A 17,270-nucleotide genomic window follows, 5' to 3' on the forward strand; every position below is an offset into this window, starting at 1 on the left:
ACAACACCGGCATCGACGCAGGTCAACGCGGGTCTGACAGTTCTGACACCACCACGGCGGTACCGAACAGCCGGACCGCGCCTGCAAGGTGGTCCCCGTTCCACAGCGACTCCCCAGGAGGATCGACCATGCGCCGTACCCGGCTCACCGTCGGCGTCGCCGCGCTCTGCGTGGCCGTCGGCATCCCCGCCCCCGTGCGGGCCGCACCGCCCGGACCGGTGCCTGCCGCCACGACCGCCACCGCTCCCGCGCTGCCGGTCGTCAACATGGAGGCCACCGTCCTCGCCGCACAGATCGACCCGCGCCGCCCCGACGACACGCTGACCCCGGGCGCGAAGTCCTCCGTCCTGGCCGTGGAGCAGGCGCTGCAGGCGCAGCACCTGCTGGACGCCCAGTGGGTCGACGGCTACTTCGGCACCCAGACCGTCACGGCGTACGCGGCCTGGCAGCGCTCGCTCGGCTACACGGGCCTGGCCGCCAACGGGCTGCCCGGCACGACGTCGCTGGCCAAGCTGGGGCAGAACCGGTTCACGGTCGGCCACCAGATCGGCCCGGGTGCGAAGGTCCCGCGCGACGGGTACACCGTCGACGCCCGTACCCGGGCGATGCTGACCGAGGCGGAACGGCTGCTCGGGTCCCACCTGACGCTCGACCAGGGGTCGTACAACCCCGGCGGCGACCCGACCTCGGCCGGCACCCACGACGGCGGCGGGGTCGTCGACATCAACGTCAGCGGGATGTCCGCCGCCACCCGTACGAAGGTCGCCCGCGCGCTGCGCCAGGTGGGCTTCGCCGCCTGGGTGCGCGACCCGAGCCAGGGCGACTGGCCGTGGCACATCCACGCCGCCGCGATCAACGACACCGACCTGTCCACCCAGGCCCAGCACCAGACCGGTGACTACTACCTCGGCCTCAACGGCCTGGCCAATCAGAAGCCGGACGACGGGCCCAAGGTCGCGATCCACACCTGGGAGGAATACCAGCGCACCCGTTGACCCGTACCCGATCCACCCGTTCACCATCGTCCACGAGAGGACACCATGAACATCCGTAAGAGCCTGGCCGTGGCGGGCGCCGCGCTCGCCGTGGCCACGTCGATCCTGAGCTTCTCCTCGCCGGCATCGGCCGCCGGCCGGGACGGCGACTGCGACAGCGGCGAGTTCTGCTACTACTTCAACAGCGACAACGAGGGCTCGGTCTCGGACTTCACCGGCTCGGTCGACGACTACGGCGCCGAGCAGCCCTCCTGCTACGACTTCAAGGGCGCGGGCACCGGCAAGGGCAAGTGCGTCAAGAACAACGCGGCCTCGGTCTGGAACCGCAGCACCAAGACCGTCCGGGTCTACTTCAACAGCAACTACGACGGCGCGTACCAGGACTTCGCGGCCGGGGCGAAGGGCAACCTGAACGCCACGCTGAAGAACAACAACGCCTCGCACCAGTTCTCACCGTCGTCGCGCACGAACCTGTCGTACGCGCTGTACCAGACCGGCGGCGGCTCGATCACCTGCGGCTTCGACGGCTACACGACCACACCCGGCCGCCACGAGGGCATCGACATCGCCCGCAGCGTCGGCTCCGACGTGCACGCCCTGGTGGCCGGAACGGTCATCTACGTCGCGCGGGGCACCACCGGTAGCGGCGGGCTGTCCACCATCGCCGTCTACAACTCCGCGGCGGACAAGACGGTGATCTACCTGCACACCGCGCCGAAGTCCGCGGTGAGCGTGGGCGACGCCATCAGCCGGGGTGAGGTCATCGCCGACGAGTCGTGGCACGGGGTGTCCTCCAGCTCGGCCGCGCACACCCACGTCGAGGTCCGGCCCGGACGCCAGACCCACGCGGCCGTCAGCGTCGGCGACCCCCACCTGGACAACCCGGACCCGACCGCGTTCTGGAACTCCCAGGGCTACAACGAGAAGTGACCGCGACAACCATGCTGAAAAGAATTCCGGGTGTGCTGGCCGTCCTGGTCGCGGCGTTCGTCGGCGCCGCGGTGGCGCCGGGTGCGGCACACGCCGCCGATCGTGACGGCAGCTGCGACAGCGGCGACTTCTGCTACTACTTCAACAGCAACCAGGGCGGGTCGGTCTCCGACTTCACCGACTCGGTGGACGACTACGGCGCGACCCAGCCGTCCTGCTACGAGTTCAAGGGTGCGGGCGAGGGCAAGGGCGTCTGCGTGAAGAACAACGCGGCGTCGGTGTGGAACCGCACCGGCAAGACCGTCCGCGTCTACTTCAACAGCGGCTTCAACGGGGCGCACCAGGACTTCGATCCCGGCGAGAAGGCCAACCTCAACGCCACGCTGAAGAACAACAACGCCTCGCACGATCTGCTCGGATCGTCCACCAACCCGACCGGGTGCAGGACCGACGGCACCGACAGCAAGCTGCCCAGCACGATCCTGGTGTACCGGGTCAGCCTCGGGCGCGTGGACCGGGTGGACTTCAAGACGTACGTGAAGAACGTCCTGCCGAACGAGTGGATCGGGAGCTGGCCGAGCGCGTCGCTCGACGCCGGAGCCGTCGCTGTGAAGAACTTCGCCTGGTACTGGGCGCTGCACTCGACCCGCAAAACCTCGGGCGGGAAGTGCTATGACGTCGCCGACACCACCGCCTCGCAGGTGTACAAGCCGGGATCGGCGCAGAGCGCCACCTCCGCCGCCGTCGACCGCACCTGGTCGAGCCGGGTCACCCGCGGTGGCGACATCCTGGAGACGCACTACTGCGCGACCACCACCGCGTGCGGAAGCTCGTGGGTGACCGGCGACTGGATGTCCCAGAACGGCTCGGCCGACCAGGCCCGCCAGGGCAAGGACTTCCGGGAGATCCTGCACTACTGGTACCGCAACGTCGCCGTCTCCTGACGGGACGCTGACAAGGGGGACGGCCCACCACGTGGGCCGTCCCCTCTCGTTGTCAGGGCACCGCGATGGTGACGGTGGCCGTGCTGGTGGCGGCGGGCAGCTTGGTCATGTCGACCGCGAGGAACTCGCCGTCGTCCCGGGCGCCGGTGGTCGGGGAGACCTTCGCGCGCAGCGTGAACGGCGTCGTGGTCGACTGCGTGAGACCGTCGATGCCGAAGTCGCTGTCGTTGCTCAGCACCACGTATCGGCCGCCGCGCAGTGCCGCGACACCTTCGAGCTTGTCGTGGGAGAAGAACCGCGCCGCCGGGTCGAGCGTGGTGAGCAGGTTCGTCACGTCAAGGAACGGCGCCTTGCTGACCGGGGTGATCCCGGCGGCCGCCAGGGTGGCGGTGGCCGTCGCGGTGTCCTGCTTGCCGACGGTCGCCTCGATGCTGGCACCGTTGACGAGGTAGCCGCCCTTGGCGGCGTCGTAGCCGGGCGCGGCGGGGCCGACGTCGGTCGCGCCTGTCACGTCGATCTTCCACAGCTTCTTGTACGCCGCCGGCGGGAACTTGCCGTCCCGCTCGTCCACCAGGAACGTGGTCGCCGACAGCGCGGTGATCTCGCTGACGGCGGTGCCGGTGTCCTTCGGGTTGTCCAGCAGGTACAGGTACTCGTGGGTGGCGTGGGTGTGCAGGTCGATCGTGACGATCCGGACCGGAGCCACGTTGCCCGGCTTCTGGGTCAGGTCCGGCTGCTGCAGCGCCGACTGCATCACGCCGACCAGCGTCCGCCCGTCCGGCGTGACGGTGAGGCCTTCCATGCCCTTGTTCGGCACCCGGTGGGCGAGTTCGGCGGGCAGGCCACCACCGAACGGCGACAACCGCTCGATCTGCCTGCCGCGCGCGTCGAAGTGCGTGATCAGCGGCCCGTACTCGTCGGACACCCAGAACGTACCGTCGCGCAGCGCGACCAGGCCCTCGGAGTCGTAGCCCGTCGGGTCCGCGGGCAGCGGGCTGCCGTTCAGGTCGGTGATGGTTTCGCCGGTGTTGGCCTGGCTGTTCAGATGCCCCGTGTACGGGGTGCCGTCCGGCAGCTTCAGCGTGATGCTCCTCAGCAGCACGGCGCTACCGTCGCGGGTCAGCCGGAACCGGCCGATCTGCGGGTGGAAGTCGGGCAGCGGCTCGACCTTCGACGAGTTCGGTCCGTCCACGTTGGGTCCGCGGTCGGTGAGGCCGTAGAACTCGGTCGCCGAGCCGGGCACCGGGGTCAGCGCGGAGCCGTACCCGCCACCGGTGATGGTGACGCCGCCGATCGTGGCGAGCGGCGGAAGGTGCGTCGTGAACAGCCGCACCGCGTCGCTGACCGTGTACGTGAAGGTGTCCGTACCGTGGAAACCGGCGGCCGGTACGTACCGGAACGAGCCGTCCGGGTTGAGCGCGAGCGAGCCGTGCGCCGGGTCCGTGTGCGCGACCAGGGTGACCGGGCGGCCGCAATCGTTGCGCAGCACGCCCCGGCGGGCGTCCACCGAGGTCGCGCCGGACAGGCGGTACGCGTCGTCGTGGGCACGCAGGCCGGGCCCCGGCCAGGCGGCCGCGGCGGAGGGAGTGGCCAGGGTAAACGCGACCAGACCGGCGCCGGCGAGGGCGAGTCCGCGACGCGAGGCGAGCCGCGCGGCCGCGCGGCGGAGTGTGCGGGAGTTCATGGGCGGAGTCTCGGTCCATCGGGTGACGAGAATATGAACAACGATCGTCCAGCGCGGCCGTCCCGGATGATGATCAACTTCGTGAATTACGCTCACCTCCCATGGCGACGGTTCTGGTGACCGGCTCGACGACCGGTCTGGGCGCGGAAACGGCCCGGTTGCTGGCCGGGCGCGGTCACCGGGTGGTGTGGCACGCGCGCACCGCCCAGCGGGCCGCCGAGCTACCCGGCTCGGCCGACACGGTCGTCGGTGACCTCGCCTCGCTGGCGCAGACCCGGGACCTGGCCGAGCAGGCCACCAAGTACGGCCCGTTCGACGCGGTCGTCCACAACGCCGGGATCGCCGAGCCCGGCGGCCGGGTGGTCACCGAGGACGGCCTGGAGCAGACGTTCCAGGTCAACGTGCTGGCGCCGTACGTGCTGACCGCGCTGATCCCGCTGCCGGGACGGCTGATCTACCTCACCTCCGGGATGGCCGACGGCGGCACCATCGCCCTGGACGACCTGCAACGCGAACGCCGCCGGTGGAACGCCACCGCGGCGTACTGCGACTCCAAACTGGCCGATCTCGCCCTGATGTACGCGGTCGCCCGCCGCTGCCCCCGGGTGATCAGCACCGCGGTCTGCCCTGGCTGGGTGCGTACCCGGATGGGCGGGTCCGGCGCGCCGACCGACGTGCGGACCGGCGCCGAGACCCAGGCCTGGCTGGCCGTCTCCGACGACGAGCGGGCCCTGCGGACCGGCGGCTACTGGCGGCACATGCGCCCGCTCCCGGCGCTGCCCGGCGCGACCGATCCGGCTGTCCAGGATGGTCTGATCGCCGCCTGCGCCGACCTCAGCGGGGTGCCGTTCCCGCTCTGACGCGCGGTTCCGGGCTTGATCCCGAACGCGCGCCCGGCATTTCCGCACCTGTTTCGCCGACTTGACGAAGCCCCGCGCCGGACTGCGCCGGGCCCGGTCCGGCCCTTCCCGGCGCGTTGACGCTCTCCGCGACCGGCCGTGAGACTTCTAGATCACGCCGGTCTGTTTCGCCCGGCGGGCGATGCCGCACAGCGCAATTCGAAACACCGGGAGCACCCATGGGAAGAGCGTCGACATGACGCGCTCGACATTGATTCGGCGCGAAGGAGTGCCCATGCGGGTCGACAAACGGATGGTCGACACCGTCACCGTCGTGAGTCTGACCGGGGACCTGGACGCCCGGTCAGCGCCCGTTGCCCAGCAGGAGCTGTCCGATCTCATCCCTGACGGCACGCCGGTACTGCTCGACATGAGCGGTGTCGGATACGTGTCCAGCGCAGGTCTGCGGATGATGCTGATGGCCTATCGCCGGGCACAGCAGTCGGGTACGGCGATCGGTCTGGTGGGTGTTCCCGAAACCCTGCGCTCCATTTTGTCCGCCACCGGATTTCTCCGATTCTTCACGGTGGCGGAAACGATTCCGGAGGCGATTTCCGCACTGGAGTCAGACTAGGCCCCGGCAGCCGCCGGCGACCGTGAAAAGGGAGATCGAGATGCCACTGACCACCACGTCCACCTCGACCACCGACTCCGTCGTGATCACCCTCGTTGGCGACCTCGACGCGGCCGGTGCGCCGATCCTCGCCGACGATGTGGAGCGGGCGCTGCAGCGGGACGTGAAGCGCCTGGTGCTGGACCTGAACGAGCTCAACTACCTGTCGTCGGCCGGTCTGCGCCAGCTCGTCTACGCCCAGCAGAAGATGAACGACGACGTGCAGATCGTCCTCGTCGGCGCGAACACGCGGGTGGCGCAGACGATCCGGCTGGTCGGCTTCGACCAGAGCGTCGTCATGACCGACACACTGCCGGAGTAAGCACCGGTGCGAACCCTGACAGTGCCCGCCGTCACCGATTCCCTCACGGCGGTCAACGAGCTGCTGGCGGAACTCATCGGGGCGGCGGGCATGTCGGAGGACACGGCGTACCGGTTGCGGCTGGCGACCGAGGAACTGTTCGTCAACATCGTCCGGCACGGGTACGGGCCGGACGATGCCGGCGGCCGGGTCACCGTCGAGGCTGACCTGACCACCTCCGAAGTGTGGGTACGCCTGATCGACACCGCGCCGCCGTTCGATCCGTTCGACGCGCCGGAACCGACCGGACTGGACCTGCCACTGCAGCACCGGGAGCCGGGTTCGCTCGGCCTTTACCTGACCAGACACTCCGTCGACGCGGCATCGCACGAGTACGTCGACGGTGCGAACCGAACCACCGTCGTCATTCGGCGGGAAACGGAAACACAACGGGGATAGGCGACATGGCCGGAACAACAATGATCGTGAACGGATGCAGCTCGTCGGCCCGCGACCTCTGGCGGGTCCTGGCCGACGACGGCGACCCACCGCAGATCCGAACTCCGCAGTCTGTTCTGGCCGACTGGTGGCCGACCGACGGCACTCCCGACATGCTGCTGGTCGACGCCGGCGTCGCCGTCGCCACGGTCCGCTCGTTCGTGGAGTGGATCGTGGCGACGGCGGGCCACGCGCCGGCCGTGGTGTCGTTCGCCGACACCGACGACGAGCAGCTGGCGGCCCACGTCCGAGACGGCTCCGAGTTCCTGCTGGCGCCGTTCCGGCCGCACCTGGTGCACAGCCGCCTCGCGGTGAGCCGTCACATGCGGGACCTGGGCGTCGCGCTCAGCCACCTGCAGGCCGCCGCGGAACACCGCGACTTCGAACGCGACCTGGCGATCGGCCGGGAGATCCAGCTCGGGTTCCTGCCCCAGGCGCTGCCCGAGATCGAGGGCTGGGACATCGCCGCCTGGTTCCAGCCGGCGCGCGAGGTCAGCGGCGACTTCTACGACGCGTACGACGTGATCAACGGGCGCTTCCTGGCGTTCGCCATCGCCGACGTGTGTGACAAGGGCATCGGCGCGGCCCTGTTCATGGCGCTGATCCGCAGTCTGCTGCGGCAGGCGGCCGCGGCCGAACAGTCCGATGTGGAGCCGAGTGCCGCACTGGTGCTGCGCGCGGTCCGCACGACCAACGACTACCTGATGGCGAACCACATGCATCAGGCGTACTTCGCGACGCTGTTCTTCGGGGTGGTCGATCCACGCACCGGGGACCTGGTCTACATCAACTGTGGCCACAACCCGCCGGTGATCCGGCGCGCCGACGCGACCCAGCAGCGCCTGGAGCCGACCGGCCCCGCGCTGGGCATCATGCCGGACGCCCGCTTCGAGCTGGGCCGGGCCAAGCTGCACCCGGGTGACCTGCTGTTCCTCTACACCGACGGGGTGCCGGAGGCGAAGAACTGCGACGGCGAGTTCTTCGGCGACGAACGGACCAGCTCGGTCCTCGTCGAGGGCGGCACCGCCGAGGCGGTGGTCGACCGGTTCGCCACGGCGATCCGTACCCATTCGGGGGCGGCCGACCAGTTCGACGACGTCACCATGCTCGGCCTGCGCCGGCAGCCAATCTACGGGGAGCCCATATGAGAGTCCTGTTGCTGTCCTGGGAGTACCCACCACTCATGGTGGGTGGTCTCGGCCGCCACGTGTACGCGCTCTCCCGGGCGCTGGCGGCCGCCGACCACGAGGTGACGGTGGTGACCCGGGCGCCGGGCGGCGCAGCGGCGACCACTGTCGAACGCGACGGCGGGCTGACCATCGTCCGGGTCCCCGACGACGGCTTGCTGACGCCGGGCGGTGAGCACGCACCGTTCGCCGCGACGCTCGCGGTCAACCATGCGCTCACCCGGGCCGCGCTGAGGGTCGCCCGGTCGGCCGCGTTCGACGTGGTGCACGCCCACGACTGGCTGGTCGCCCACAGCGCCGTGACGGTACGCGAGCAGGTCGGCATCCCGCTGGTCACCACGGTGCACGCCACCGAGGCGGGGCGGCACCAGGGCTGGCTGCCGGGCGACCTGAGCCGTTCCATCCACTCCGTGGAGTGCTGGCTGGCCAACCAGTCCGACCGGGTGGTGGTCTGCTCGCACTACATGCGGTGGGAGGTCCACCAGGCGCTGCGTACGCCGGCCGAGCGGATCCACGTGATCCCGAACGGCGCCGAGCCGGACCAGTGGTCGGCCGAGGCGGACCGGATCGCCCGCGCCCGTGCGCGGTTCGCCGGCCACGGCCCGCTGCTCGGCTTCGCGGGCCGCCTGGTGTACGAGAAGGGCGTCCAGGACCTGATCGCCGCGCTGCCGATGCTGCGGTCACAGCACCCCGACCTGCGGCTCGTGATCGCCGGCGACGGGCCGTACGCGAATGAACTGCGGCATCAGACAGACGCGCTGCACCTGCGCGACGCGGTCTCCTTCGCCGGTTTCCTCGACGGTGACCTGGCCGCCACGATGGCCGCCACCGACGCGATGGTGGTGCCCTCGCGGTACGAGCCGTTCGGCATGGTCGCGATCGAGGCGTCCGCCGCGGGCGCCCCGGTCGCGGCGGCGGCCACGGGCGGTCTGAAAGAGATCGTCGAGCCGGGCCGGACGGGCATGACGTTCCGTCCCGGCGAGCCGGACGGGCTGGGCCGGGCGGTGTCCCGGCTGCTGGCCGACCGGCCCGCGGCGGCCTGGATGGTCCGCACCGCGCAGCGGATGGTCGCCGACAAGTACTCCTGGGCGGCCATCGCGAACCGCACCGTCGAGCAGTACGCCCGGGCCCGGCGTGATCCCCGCCCGGACGGCCTGGCGGAGCGGATCGCGCTGCCCGAGGGCAATCTGCTCTTCACCTGAGACCGCCCCCACGCGGAGAGCGGGGCACCGGATCTCTCCGGTGCCCCGCTCGTTTGTGCCGTGTCGCCGTCAGCCCGGCAGCTGGTCGCAGAACTCCAGGCTGTAGTGGAAGCCGACCAGGCGGATCGTGCGCTGGATGGCCTCGTTCGCGCCGACCAGCGAGATCTTGACCCCGGCCGGCCACTTCTGCCGCAGGTACGCGATCAGTCGCAGCCCACCCGAGGACAGGTAGTTCACATCCGTCATGTCCAGCACGACGGTGTCGACCTTCCGCTGAGCGGCGAGGTCGACCTCCCGCCGGAAGTCCGGCCCGCTGAGCGTGTCGAACATCCCGCCCAGAGTGATCAGAGCGATCGTTCCCGTGTGTCTCACTCGTGCGGTGAACCCCACAACCTTTCTCCTCCCCCGTGAGCACGCGATCCGAAGTGGATCGATGCAGGCCGATCTACTCTACTGCGGACGCGCCACCAGGACGACGGAGGACCGCGGCCCGACCCAGACCGAACGCTGGTTGTCCACCGGCTGCTCGAATCCGGGAAGGATCGCGCCGCCGCTGGTCAGCGAACCCGCCCAGGTGTCGGCGAACAGGTGCCACCGCAGCCCCTCGGGCAGCGCCGGCAACTCCACGTCGTGACCCTCCCAGTGCGCATTGGCGACCTGGTAGATGAAGTCCGACGCACCGTCCGAGCCCGGACCGGTACGCAGCACGCCGAGCAGCCGGCTGTCGGCCGACCAGTCCGCGTTCCACGCCCGCACGCCGTGCCAGCTGACGTCCGGGTACCCGGTGCCGGTCACGTCCTGACCGGTCGGGTGCAGCGGCGACCGGAGCAGCGGGTGCGCCGACCGGAACGCGATGCAGTTGCGGACGAAGTCCAGCAGCTCGCTGTTCTTCTCGACCAGCGTCCAGTCGAACCAGCTCAGCGGGCTGTCATGGCAGTACGCGTTGTTGTTTCCGCCCTGGCTGCGGGCCACCTCGTCACCGGAGTAGATCATCGGAACGCCGTGGCTGGTGAGCAACAACAGGAATGCATTCTTCATCTGCCGCAGCCGCAGCGCGAGCACTTCGGCGTCGTCTGTCGGCCCCTCGATGCCGCAGTTCCAGCTGCCGTTGTCGTCGTTGCCGTCCCGGTTGTCCTCACCGTTGGCCTCGTTGTGCTTGCCGTTGTACGAGACCATGTCGTTCAGCGTGAAGCCGTCGTGGCACGTGATGAAGTTGATCGACGCCATCGTGCCGCGGGTCGAGTACAGGTCGGGCGAGCCGACGATCCGGGTGGCCAGGTCGCCGACCTTGCCCGGCTCGCCGCGCAGGAAGTCGCGGACCGTGTCCCGGTACTTGCCGTTCCACTCCGACCAGCGGCCGTAGTTCGGGAACGCGCCGACCTGGTAGAGACCGCCCGCGTCCCACGCCTCCGCGATCAGCACGCAGTCGCGCAGCAGCGGGTCGTACGACAGCGCCTCCAGCAGCGGCGGGTTGGCCAGCGGTGCGCCGTCCTCGCCGCGGTCCAGGATGGCCGCGAGGTCGAAGCGGAACCCGTCGATGTGGAACTCGCTGGCCCAGTACCGCAGGCAGGACAGCACGTAGTTGCGGACGATCGGGTGGTTGCAGTTGAACGTGTTCCCCGTGCCGCTGAAGTTGAAGTAGTACCCCTCCGGCGTGAGGATGTAGTACGTCCGGTTGTCCAGACCCCGGAAGTGGATCGTCGGGCCTTCCTCGTTGCCCTCGGCGGTGTGGTTGAACACCACGTCGAGCAGCACCTGGATGCCGGCCGCGTGCAGCTCCTTCACCAGGTTCTTGAACTCGTCGACCTGCATGCCGAACGGGCCGGTGGCCGCGTACCCGGCCTTGGGCGCAAAGAAGCCCACGGTCGAGTAGCCCCAGTAGTTGACCAGCATCTCGCCGGTGGCCGGGTCGATGCGGCTGTTCTCGAACTCGTCGAACTCGAAGACCGGCATCAGCTCGACGCAGTTGACCCCGATCGACTTCAGATACGGGATCTTCTCCACCAGGCCCGCGTACGTGCCCGGCGCCGCCACCCCCGAGGAGGGGTCGCGGGTGAAGCCGCGCACGTGCATCTCGTAGATGACCAGGTCCTCGTTCGGGATGCGCAGCGGCCTGTCGTCGTCCCAGTCGAAGTCGTCGAACGCCAGCTTCGACCGGTACTGGTACGGGTCGTTCCAGTCCGGCTGCCGCCCCCAGACCTCGCGGCCGGACATCGCCCGCGCGTACGGATCGGCCAGGATCTTCTCCGGGTCGAACCGGTCGGCGATGTGCGCGTTCTGCGGCCCGCGCACCCGGTAGCCGTAGTCGAGGTTCTCGTAGTCCAGGCCGAACACGGTGATCGCCCAGACGCCGCCGATCCGGAACTCGTGCGGGATCGGGATCTCGGCCATCGGGGTGTGCTCGCCCGAGTGGAACAGCACCAGCGAGACCGCCTCGGCCGCGCTGGAGTAGACGGAGAAGTTCACCCCGCCCGGCACCAGCGTCGCCCCGAACGGCATGTGCCGCCCGAGGCGCACGCCGTATCCGGCGATCTGATGGGTGGGGTACGAGTCGATCCGGTCGCGGACGACATGCACGGGGGCGGTCATGAGGCCACCTTCTCTTCGATCTTCTGGTCGGTGTCGGCGGCGTCCTGCAGGACCGCCACGCCGCCTTCCACGTCGTCGGCGACGCGGAAGAAGCGGAGGAAACCGGTCGCCCGCAGGGCCAGGTGGAGGTCGCCGGTGACACCGACGACGCAGACCTTGCCGTCGAGCGCCTGCGCCTGGCGGTAGATCGCCAGCATGGTGCGCAGGCCGTCCTGCGACACGTGCGGAACCCCGGAGAAGTCCAGCAGGACCGGCTGCCGGTCGAGCAGGATCTCCACGATGCCGTCGTGCACTTCCTGTGCGTACGCGCCGTCCAGGGTTCCGACGAGGCGGGCCACCGTGACGTCGCTGAGTTTGTCCTTGGTGATGTGCATGTCCGTCCTTTCGCGCATTCCAGGCGAACCGGCGACGGCCACCGGACCCGGCCGGGACGGCACGGGTCCGGTGGCGGTCACCGGGGTGCGATGTGGTCAGGCGGTCGGGGTGAGCCGGACCTTGACGGTGAGCGAGCTCTCCGACTCGGGCAGCTCGACCGTCATGGCGATCGGGTCGAAGGTCTCCCACGGCTTGCCGTCGATCTCGACGTCGGTGAGCCGCACCCGGCCCTCGGGCAGCAGGTCGGGCGAGACGCGCAGGGTACGGTTCGCGTCCGGCCGCGGCTTGAACCAGAGGTCCAGCGGCTGCTTGGTGATCAGCAGGTTGGTGTAGACGGCGCTGAGGTAGCACAGCTCCGCCGAGTGGTACATGCTCATCGAGTGGCTGCCCTTGAGCCGCTCGGTGCCCAGCAGGTACGGCATGCCGCTGGCCAGCACGTTGAAGTAGACGGCACCCTCGTCGTGGTCCAGGAAGAAGGTGTTGTAGAAGCCCTCCGCCTGCCGCGCCTGGGCCTGGTTGGAGTCGCCGCCGATCGAGCCGAACAGGATCAGGTACGCGAGGATCGCCTGCTCCTGCTGCCACCACGCCTTACGGTCGTGCCAGGCGAACCGGTGCCACTCCTCACCCGGCTGCAGCACCCGCTCGACCACGTCGTACCAGCCGCCGCGCTGCTGGTCGGAACCATTGGCGGGCATGATCTCGGCGATCTTCTCGGCCACCTGGCGGTAGGTGTCCTTCGGCTTGATCGCGTGCATGCGCATCAGGTTCCAGGCGATCTTCAGGTTGTGGCCGACGACCGCCCGGTTCTGCTGCCAGGTGTGGCCGAGGTCGTGCGTCCAGTCGTGGAAGAACCGCTCGTTGACGAACGGGCTGACCTCGTAGTCCGGGAAGTGATCCACGATCGTGTCGAACGTGCGCTCCAGCATCTCCGCGTGCCGCTGCTCGCCCGTGGCCAGCAGCAGGTTGATCAGGTATGCGGGAGCGTGGTCGCCGACCGAGTTCCAGTTCTTGCGGGACTTGTTGAACTTCAGCGACTCGTGGTGCGGGCTGAGCAGCACCGGGTCGATGTGCGAGTAGTAGCCACCACCCGCGGTGTCCCGGTAGTACTTCTCGAACAGCCGCAGCGTGGCGTCGGCGTCGTCGGAGATCCGCGGGTCGCCGGTGACCCGGAACGTCTGCGTCGGCCCGGCCAGCGCGTAGATCTGCTCGTACATCGGGACGGCGTCGTAGTCGTCGTCGAACTCCGAGGTGAACAGCTTGCGCTCGTAGTCGCCGTCGAGCTTGATCCCGTGGTACCAGTAGACGACGTCCGCGTCGGTGTCCACGAAGCGCATGTGGTCGCGCAGGTACTCGGTGCCCTTTTCGGCGATCTCGAGGTATTCCTCGTTGCCGGTCAGCATGTACGCCGACGCCATTCCGTAGACCATTCTCGAAATGGTGTCGGTCTCCTGCACGTGGCTGTCGGTCTTCTCGCCGCCGAGCCGGATGTTCGTCCGGTAGTTCTTGTAGTCGATCGGGCCGTGCCCGAACTGCGCCTTGCGGTAGAAGCCGGCCAGGGAGTCGATCTGGTCGACCCACCAGTTCGGCCGCTCGAAGTTGAAGTCGTCGACGCCGCGGCCCATGAACACCAGCCGCTTGGCCACGTAGTTGTACGCGCCGCCCTCGGGGTAGAATACGCCGTAGGCGAACAGCGTCCGACCGGGCGTGAGCATGTCGTCCACGTGCCCACTGGCGTCCGCGTACGGCTCGTCGAGGTTGCGCAGAAGCTCGGCGGACATGCCGTCGGACAGCCGTACGTCGAAGCGCCGGCCGTCGATGGTCCGCAGCCCGAAGACCCCCTTCCCGCGGTCGTATTCGGTCACGCTTCCCGCAATGGTGTCCATGAAAGGAAAGCGCATGTCTTCGGTCATGATCGACCCTCCCTGAGGCAGCAAGCTGACCTGGCGGCCTTGCCGGATTTGGCGAACGGTAGGGATGTATCGTCGCCAGCGGGGTAAGACACCGTCAACGGCGTTCGATGTGGACGGTCCTTCGCCGCGTGATCGGCCGACCATTTTCGTCAAGTCCGCCGCGCAGTTCGCGGCCTCTCCCCACACATTTCTTTCAGGCCCATCCGCGCGGGTGCGGGCGTGAAAAAGCGGGCCGCGGCCCGGAGGCCGCGACCCGCTTCGGGGGAGCCGGTCGGTCAGGCGCCCGGCGCGCGGCCGAGCAAGAGCAGATCCACCAGGGTGAACTCCGGCCCGGCGCTGGGCAGCGTCGGTCGCCAGGACGGGTCCACCGTCAGGTACGCGTCGCCGTCGGCGCGCAGCAGTCCGATGAGGACCTCGGCGACGATCCGGCCGCCGACCGGGCCGAGCCGGTCCCCGCCGGCCCGGTGCTGGGCCTCCTTGAGCAGGTAGAGCCAGAGCGGAGTGGCACCGCCCCATTCCGGCCCGGCCTCCTCGCGGCTCAACGGCTGCTCGCCGAGCAGCTCGGCGACCGCCTCACCGGAGGGCAGCGCGGTGGCCTGTCCGCGCAGCAGGTCCCGGACCGCCAGCGACCGGTACGCGTCCACCGGAACGTCGCCGGTCACCTCGCGGGGCAGCGCGATCAGGCTGGCCGGCAGCCCGCCGTCGAGGCGCTTCGCGCGCTGCGCGGGCGCCTCGCCGGGCAGGTCGAACACCTGCGCCCAGTCCAGCCGGTGCTCGGGCGGGATCGGCCCGTGCCCGAACAGATCGGGGAACAGCGGGTAGAACGTCCCCTCGGGCTGCATCCGGTAGCGGTGCCGGATCTGGCCGTGGCCGTACCGGTAGGCAGCGTCGGCGAACTCCAGCGGGATGTACGCCTCCCCCACGCCCGGCGAGAAGTAGCGCGCGCCGTCGTCGAGGATCTCGCGAACCAGTTCGGGGCCGGCCAGGCGGGGCAGGAAGTCGTGCACCACGATCCACTGGTAGTGCCAGGTCAGCGAGCGGCGCGCCTCGTCGAAGAGATCGTCCTCGCCGACCCCGTCCTCGCGCAGCCGGTCCACCAGCCGGTTGTGCGCATGCAGGAACGCCAGGTGCAGGTGGGCGACGAACGTGTGCACGTCGTTGCGCGGGTCGCCGATCAGCGCGGTGCCCTGCCAGTTGCGCGGCAGGTCGAAGCCGTCCGCGCTGGTGAGTAGCTTGGCCGAGTCCTGGGCGTCGTACAGGAACGGGGTGCCGACCGGGCCCTCGGCGTGCACCATCTCCAGGTTCAGCCGGGGCGAGCGGGCGTTGCGCAGTGCGACCACGTCGGCCTGCACCCCGACCGGCGACCGGTCGGCGGTGATGTCGTGCGCCACGAACTGCCCGAAGAACGGCCACCCGGCCGCCTCGTGGGCGTCGTCGGCGGAGTGGCCGCTGAGCATCCCCCGGGTCGGGAAGTGCGAGGCGTCGCAGATGCCGCCGGGCGTGCCCGCCGCGTACAACGCGTCGGGGTCGGCGGCCAGCGGCGCCAGGCCGGGGAACAGCCGGCCGTAGCGGGCGCCCGCGGAGGGTGCGTCGACCAGACGTCCCGGCGCGAGACAGTGATCGCGGACGATACGGCGCTCGGACGCCGTCGCCGTCACGCGAGCTCCTCCGGGAGCAGGAACAGCGAGTCGGGGTAGCACCAGCCCCAGTCCTCGCCCGGCTCCATGGAGCGGACCAGCGGGTGCTGGGTCTTGCGCCAGTGCGCGGTGGCGTGCCGCCGCGGGGAGTTGTCGCAGCAGCCGACGTGGCCGCAGTTCAGGCATTCGCGCAGGTGCACCCAGCGGGTGCCCTCGCGCAGGCAGTCCTCGCAGCCGTAGCTGGTGCTGGGCGTGACCTCGCCCAGGCCCTCCAGGTGCGTGCAGGACTTGTCGGTCGGGTTGCCCTCGGCATCCCCGACCACGATCCAGGTACTCATCTCGGCGGGATCCTTTCGCGCGGCGGGTCAGTCGGCCTTGAGCTCGGGTGGGTACAGGAAGTAGTTGGCCGCCGAGGCGGCCTGGGCGCCCTCGTGCACCGCCGCGGTGACCTGATGCGAGTGCAGGGCGGTGACGTCGCCCGCGGCGTACACGCCGGGCACTGAGGTCTTCTGCTCAGTGTCCACCTCGATCCAGCCGCTGGGGGCCAGACGGACGCCGAGCTGCTGGGCGAGCTTGGTCTCCGGGGTCGCGCCCTGGATGCTGAACAGCGAGTCCAGCTCGATGCGCAGGCCGCCGCGGGTGAGCACCGCGGTCATCACCCCGTCGGCGCCCTCGACCTCGTGGATGTGGTCGTCGATCACCGGGATGTTCGCGTTGTCGAGCCGCTTGCGGAACTTCGGGCTGATCTCGTCGGAGTGGCTGTTGGTCAGCAGCTGGACCTGGTCGGTCAGGCTGTGCAGCTGCATCGCCTCGCCCGCGGCGGCGTCGGTGTGCCCGACGACCAGGATGTTGCGGCCGCGGTTCTCGTAGCCGTCGCAGGTGATGCACCAGAACATGCTCCGGCCGACGTACGCCTCCCAGCCGGGGAAGTGCGGGAAGTGGTCGAGCACGCCGGTGGCCAGTACCACCACCCGGCTGTGCCACCGCTGCTCGCCCTGGCCGTGCGCGGTGAAGCCGGAGTCACCGTCGCCGCTGATCCGGCTGATCACATGGTGCACGATCTTGATCTGCTCGTACGGCGCCAGCTGCTGACGGGCCAACTCGCGCAGGCCGATCGTGGCGATGCCGTCGGGGAAGCCGAGGTAGTTGCGGTTCTTCTGATGATGGGTGGAACGCCCGTGTCCGGTGTCGAACACCAGCACGGTGCGGTTGTAGCGGGCCAGGTAGAGCGCGGCCGACAGGCCGGCCGGGCCGCCGCCGATGACGATCGCATCCGCGCTGGCGCCGGAGGCGAGTTCGTTGGTGGTCACAGGACTTTCCCTCCACAGTCACCGGGGGCATCCCGGGTCCGGCCGGTCGGAACGGCGGCAGGCCACACGGGACGCGCGACCGCGCGACCGGAAACTACGCATGGTGATAGGCCCCCGACCGAAAGCACCCGCCGAGCGTGACACACGCGCGCGCGCCCGCACCCGCCCGCCAGTCTCCCGATGGCGTACTGCGTCA

General features: G+C 69.7%; 17 protein-coding genes. 9 read left to right on the forward strand and 8 right to left on the reverse strand.

Going from position 1 to position 17,270, the window contains the following annotated elements:
• Window positions 1-128: 128 nt before the first annotated feature.
• Genes ACMCNN_RS28910 through ACMCNN_RS28920 form a run of 3 tightly spaced genes read left to right on the forward strand, consistent with a single transcriptional unit; the run spans window position 129 to window position 2,869 of the window.
• Window positions 129-995, forward strand: a complete 867-nt coding sequence (locus tag ACMCNN_RS28910) for a peptidoglycan-binding protein (protein WP_412743640.1) — start codon at window positions 129-131, stop codon at window positions 993-995.
• A 45-nt stretch (window positions 996-1,040) separates the two neighbouring features.
• A complete protein-coding gene (locus tag ACMCNN_RS28915) occupies window positions 1,041-1,925 on the forward strand; it encodes a peptidase inhibitor family I36 protein (protein ID WP_412743641.1) in 885 nt (294 codons plus the stop codon).
• An 11-nt stretch (window positions 1,926-1,936) separates the two neighbouring features.
• Window positions 1,937-2,869: a SpoIID/LytB domain-containing protein gene (locus tag ACMCNN_RS28920; protein ID WP_412743642.1), complete on the forward strand. Its 933-nt coding sequence runs from the start codon at window positions 1,937-1,939 to the stop codon at window positions 2,867-2,869.
• Window positions 2,870-2,921: 52 nt separating this feature from the next.
• Here the strand turns inward: ACMCNN_RS28920 and ACMCNN_RS28925 are convergent, their stop codons facing one another.
• Entirely contained in the window at window positions 2,922-4,553 is a 1,632-nt protein-coding gene (locus tag ACMCNN_RS28925; protein WP_412743643.1) for an esterase-like activity of phytase family protein, read from the reverse strand.
• A gap of 101 nt (window positions 4,554-4,654) precedes the next feature.
• Between ACMCNN_RS28925 and ACMCNN_RS28930 the strand changes: the two genes are divergently transcribed.
• From ACMCNN_RS28930 to ACMCNN_RS28955, 6 genes are all read left to right on the forward strand, one after another.
• The gene (locus tag ACMCNN_RS28930; protein WP_412743644.1) at window positions 4,655-5,413 is read left to right on the forward strand and encodes an SDR family NAD(P)-dependent oxidoreductase; all 759 of its coding nucleotides are present in this window, start codon (window positions 4,655-4,657) and stop codon (window positions 5,411-5,413) included.
• 274 nt (window positions 5,414-5,687) lie between these two features.
• Window positions 5,688-6,026, forward strand: coding sequence for an STAS domain-containing protein (locus ACMCNN_RS28935; protein WP_412743645.1), 339 nt, complete (start codon window positions 5,688-5,690; stop codon window positions 6,024-6,026).
• 40 nt (window positions 6,027-6,066) lie between these two features.
• Window positions 6,067-6,387 (forward strand): STAS domain-containing protein, encoded by a 321-nt coding sequence (locus ACMCNN_RS28940; protein ID WP_412743646.1) that lies wholly within the window; start codon window positions 6,067-6,069, stop codon window positions 6,385-6,387.
• Window positions 6,388-6,393: 6 nt separating this feature from the next.
• On the forward strand, window positions 6,394-6,825 hold the full coding sequence (locus ACMCNN_RS28945; protein WP_412743647.1) for an ATP-binding protein: 432 nt from the start codon (window positions 6,394-6,396) through the stop codon (window positions 6,823-6,825).
• Between the two features lie 5 nt (window positions 6,826-6,830).
• Window positions 6,831-8,012: a PP2C family protein-serine/threonine phosphatase gene (locus tag ACMCNN_RS28950; protein WP_412743648.1), complete on the forward strand. Its 1,182-nt coding sequence runs from the start codon at window positions 6,831-6,833 to the stop codon at window positions 8,010-8,012.
• Window positions 8,009-9,253: a glycosyltransferase family 4 protein gene (locus ACMCNN_RS28955; RefSeq protein ID WP_412743649.1), complete on the forward strand. Its 1,245-nt coding sequence runs from the start codon at window positions 8,009-8,011 to the stop codon at window positions 9,251-9,253. Before ACMCNN_RS28950 ends, ACMCNN_RS28955 begins: the two co-directional genes overlap by 4 nt.
• A gap of 69 nt (window positions 9,254-9,322) precedes the next feature.
• On the opposite strand, the gene ACMCNN_RS28960 is transcribed toward ACMCNN_RS28955, so the two are convergent.
• From ACMCNN_RS28960 to ACMCNN_RS28990, 7 genes are all read right to left on the reverse strand, one after another.
• Window positions 9,323-9,643: an STAS domain-containing protein gene (locus ACMCNN_RS28960; protein ID WP_412743650.1), complete on the reverse strand. Its 321-nt coding sequence runs from the start codon at window positions 9,641-9,643 to the stop codon at window positions 9,323-9,325.
• Between the two features lie 60 nt (window positions 9,644-9,703).
• On the reverse strand, window positions 9,704-11,842 hold the full coding sequence (glgX, locus tag ACMCNN_RS28965; RefSeq protein ID WP_412743651.1) for a glycogen debranching protein GlgX: 2,139 nt from the start codon (window positions 11,840-11,842) through the stop codon (window positions 9,704-9,706).
• Window positions 11,839-12,216, reverse strand: a complete 378-nt coding sequence (locus ACMCNN_RS28970) for an STAS domain-containing protein (RefSeq protein ID WP_412743652.1) — start codon at window positions 12,214-12,216, stop codon at window positions 11,839-11,841. The genes glgX and ACMCNN_RS28970 overlap by 4 nt, the downstream gene beginning before the upstream one ends.
• Before the next feature lie 96 nt (window positions 12,217-12,312).
• Window positions 12,313-14,127 carry an AGE family epimerase/isomerase gene (locus tag ACMCNN_RS28975; protein ID WP_412743653.1) on the reverse strand — a complete coding sequence of 605 codons (1,815 nt, stop codon included), beginning with the start codon at window positions 14,125-14,127 and terminating at the stop codon, window positions 12,313-12,315.
• A 275-nt stretch (window positions 14,128-14,402) separates the two neighbouring features.
• Window positions 14,403-15,785, reverse strand: coding sequence for a peroxidase family protein (locus ACMCNN_RS28980; RefSeq protein WP_412743654.1), 1,383 nt, complete (start codon window positions 15,783-15,785; stop codon window positions 14,403-14,405).
• Window positions 15,782-16,102 (reverse strand): UBP-type zinc finger domain-containing protein, encoded by a 321-nt coding sequence (locus tag ACMCNN_RS28985; RefSeq protein ID WP_412743655.1) that lies wholly within the window; start codon window positions 16,100-16,102, stop codon window positions 15,782-15,784. Before ACMCNN_RS28985 ends, ACMCNN_RS28980 begins: the two co-directional genes overlap by 4 nt.
• 27 nt (window positions 16,103-16,129) lie before the next feature.
• On the reverse strand, window positions 16,130-17,074 hold the full coding sequence (locus ACMCNN_RS28990; RefSeq protein ID WP_412743656.1) for an NAD(P)/FAD-dependent oxidoreductase: 945 nt from the start codon (window positions 17,072-17,074) through the stop codon (window positions 16,130-16,132).
• Between the last annotated feature and the right edge of the window lie 196 nt (window positions 17,075-17,270).

This window comes from Krasilnikovia sp. MM14-A1004, from assembly GCF_047159485.1.
GTDB lineage: Bacteria > Actinomycetota > Actinomycetes > Mycobacteriales > Micromonosporaceae > Actinoplanes.

Bases quoted from the DNA above. Each gene is read 5' to 3' on its own strand.
- ACMCNN_RS28950 (WP_412743648.1), top strand. From the start codon at position 6,831: ATGGCCGGAACAACAATGATCGTGAACGGATGCAGCTCGTCGGCCCGC.
- ACMCNN_RS28910 (WP_412743640.1), top strand. From the start codon at position 129: ATGCGCCGTACCCGGCTCACCGTCGGCGTCGCCGCGCTCTGCGTGGCC.
- ACMCNN_RS28925 (WP_412743643.1), bottom strand. From the start codon at position 4,553: ATGAACTCCCGCACACTCCGCCGCGCGGCCGCGCGGCTCGCCTCGCGT.
- ACMCNN_RS28920 (WP_412743642.1), top strand. From the start codon at position 1,937: ATGCTGAAAAGAATTCCGGGTGTGCTGGCCGTCCTGGTCGCGGCGTTC.
- ACMCNN_RS28940 (WP_412743646.1), top strand. From the start codon at position 6,067: ATGCCACTGACCACCACGTCCACCTCGACCACCGACTCCGTCGTGATC.
- ACMCNN_RS28985 (WP_412743655.1), bottom strand. From the start codon at position 16,102: ATGAGTACCTGGATCGTGGTCGGGGATGCCGAGGGCAACCCGACCGAC.
- ACMCNN_RS28975 (WP_412743653.1), bottom strand. From the start codon at position 14,127: ATGACCGAAGACATGCGCTTTCCTTTCATGGACACCATTGCGGGAAGC.
- ACMCNN_RS28915 (WP_412743641.1), top strand. From the start codon at position 1,041: ATGAACATCCGTAAGAGCCTGGCCGTGGCGGGCGCCGCGCTCGCCGTG.
- glgX (WP_412743651.1), bottom strand. From the start codon at position 11,842: ATGACCGCCCCCGTGCATGTCGTCCGCGACCGGATCGACTCGTACCCC.
- ACMCNN_RS28955 (WP_412743649.1), top strand. From the start codon at position 8,009: ATGAGAGTCCTGTTGCTGTCCTGGGAGTACCCACCACTCATGGTGGGT.
- ACMCNN_RS28970 (WP_412743652.1), bottom strand. From the start codon at position 12,216: ATGCACATCACCAAGGACAAACTCAGCGACGTCACGGTGGCCCGCCTC.
- ACMCNN_RS28935 (WP_412743645.1), top strand. From the start codon at position 5,688: ATGCGGGTCGACAAACGGATGGTCGACACCGTCACCGTCGTGAGTCTG.
- ACMCNN_RS28930 (WP_412743644.1), top strand. From the start codon at position 4,655: ATGGCGACGGTTCTGGTGACCGGCTCGACGACCGGTCTGGGCGCGGAA.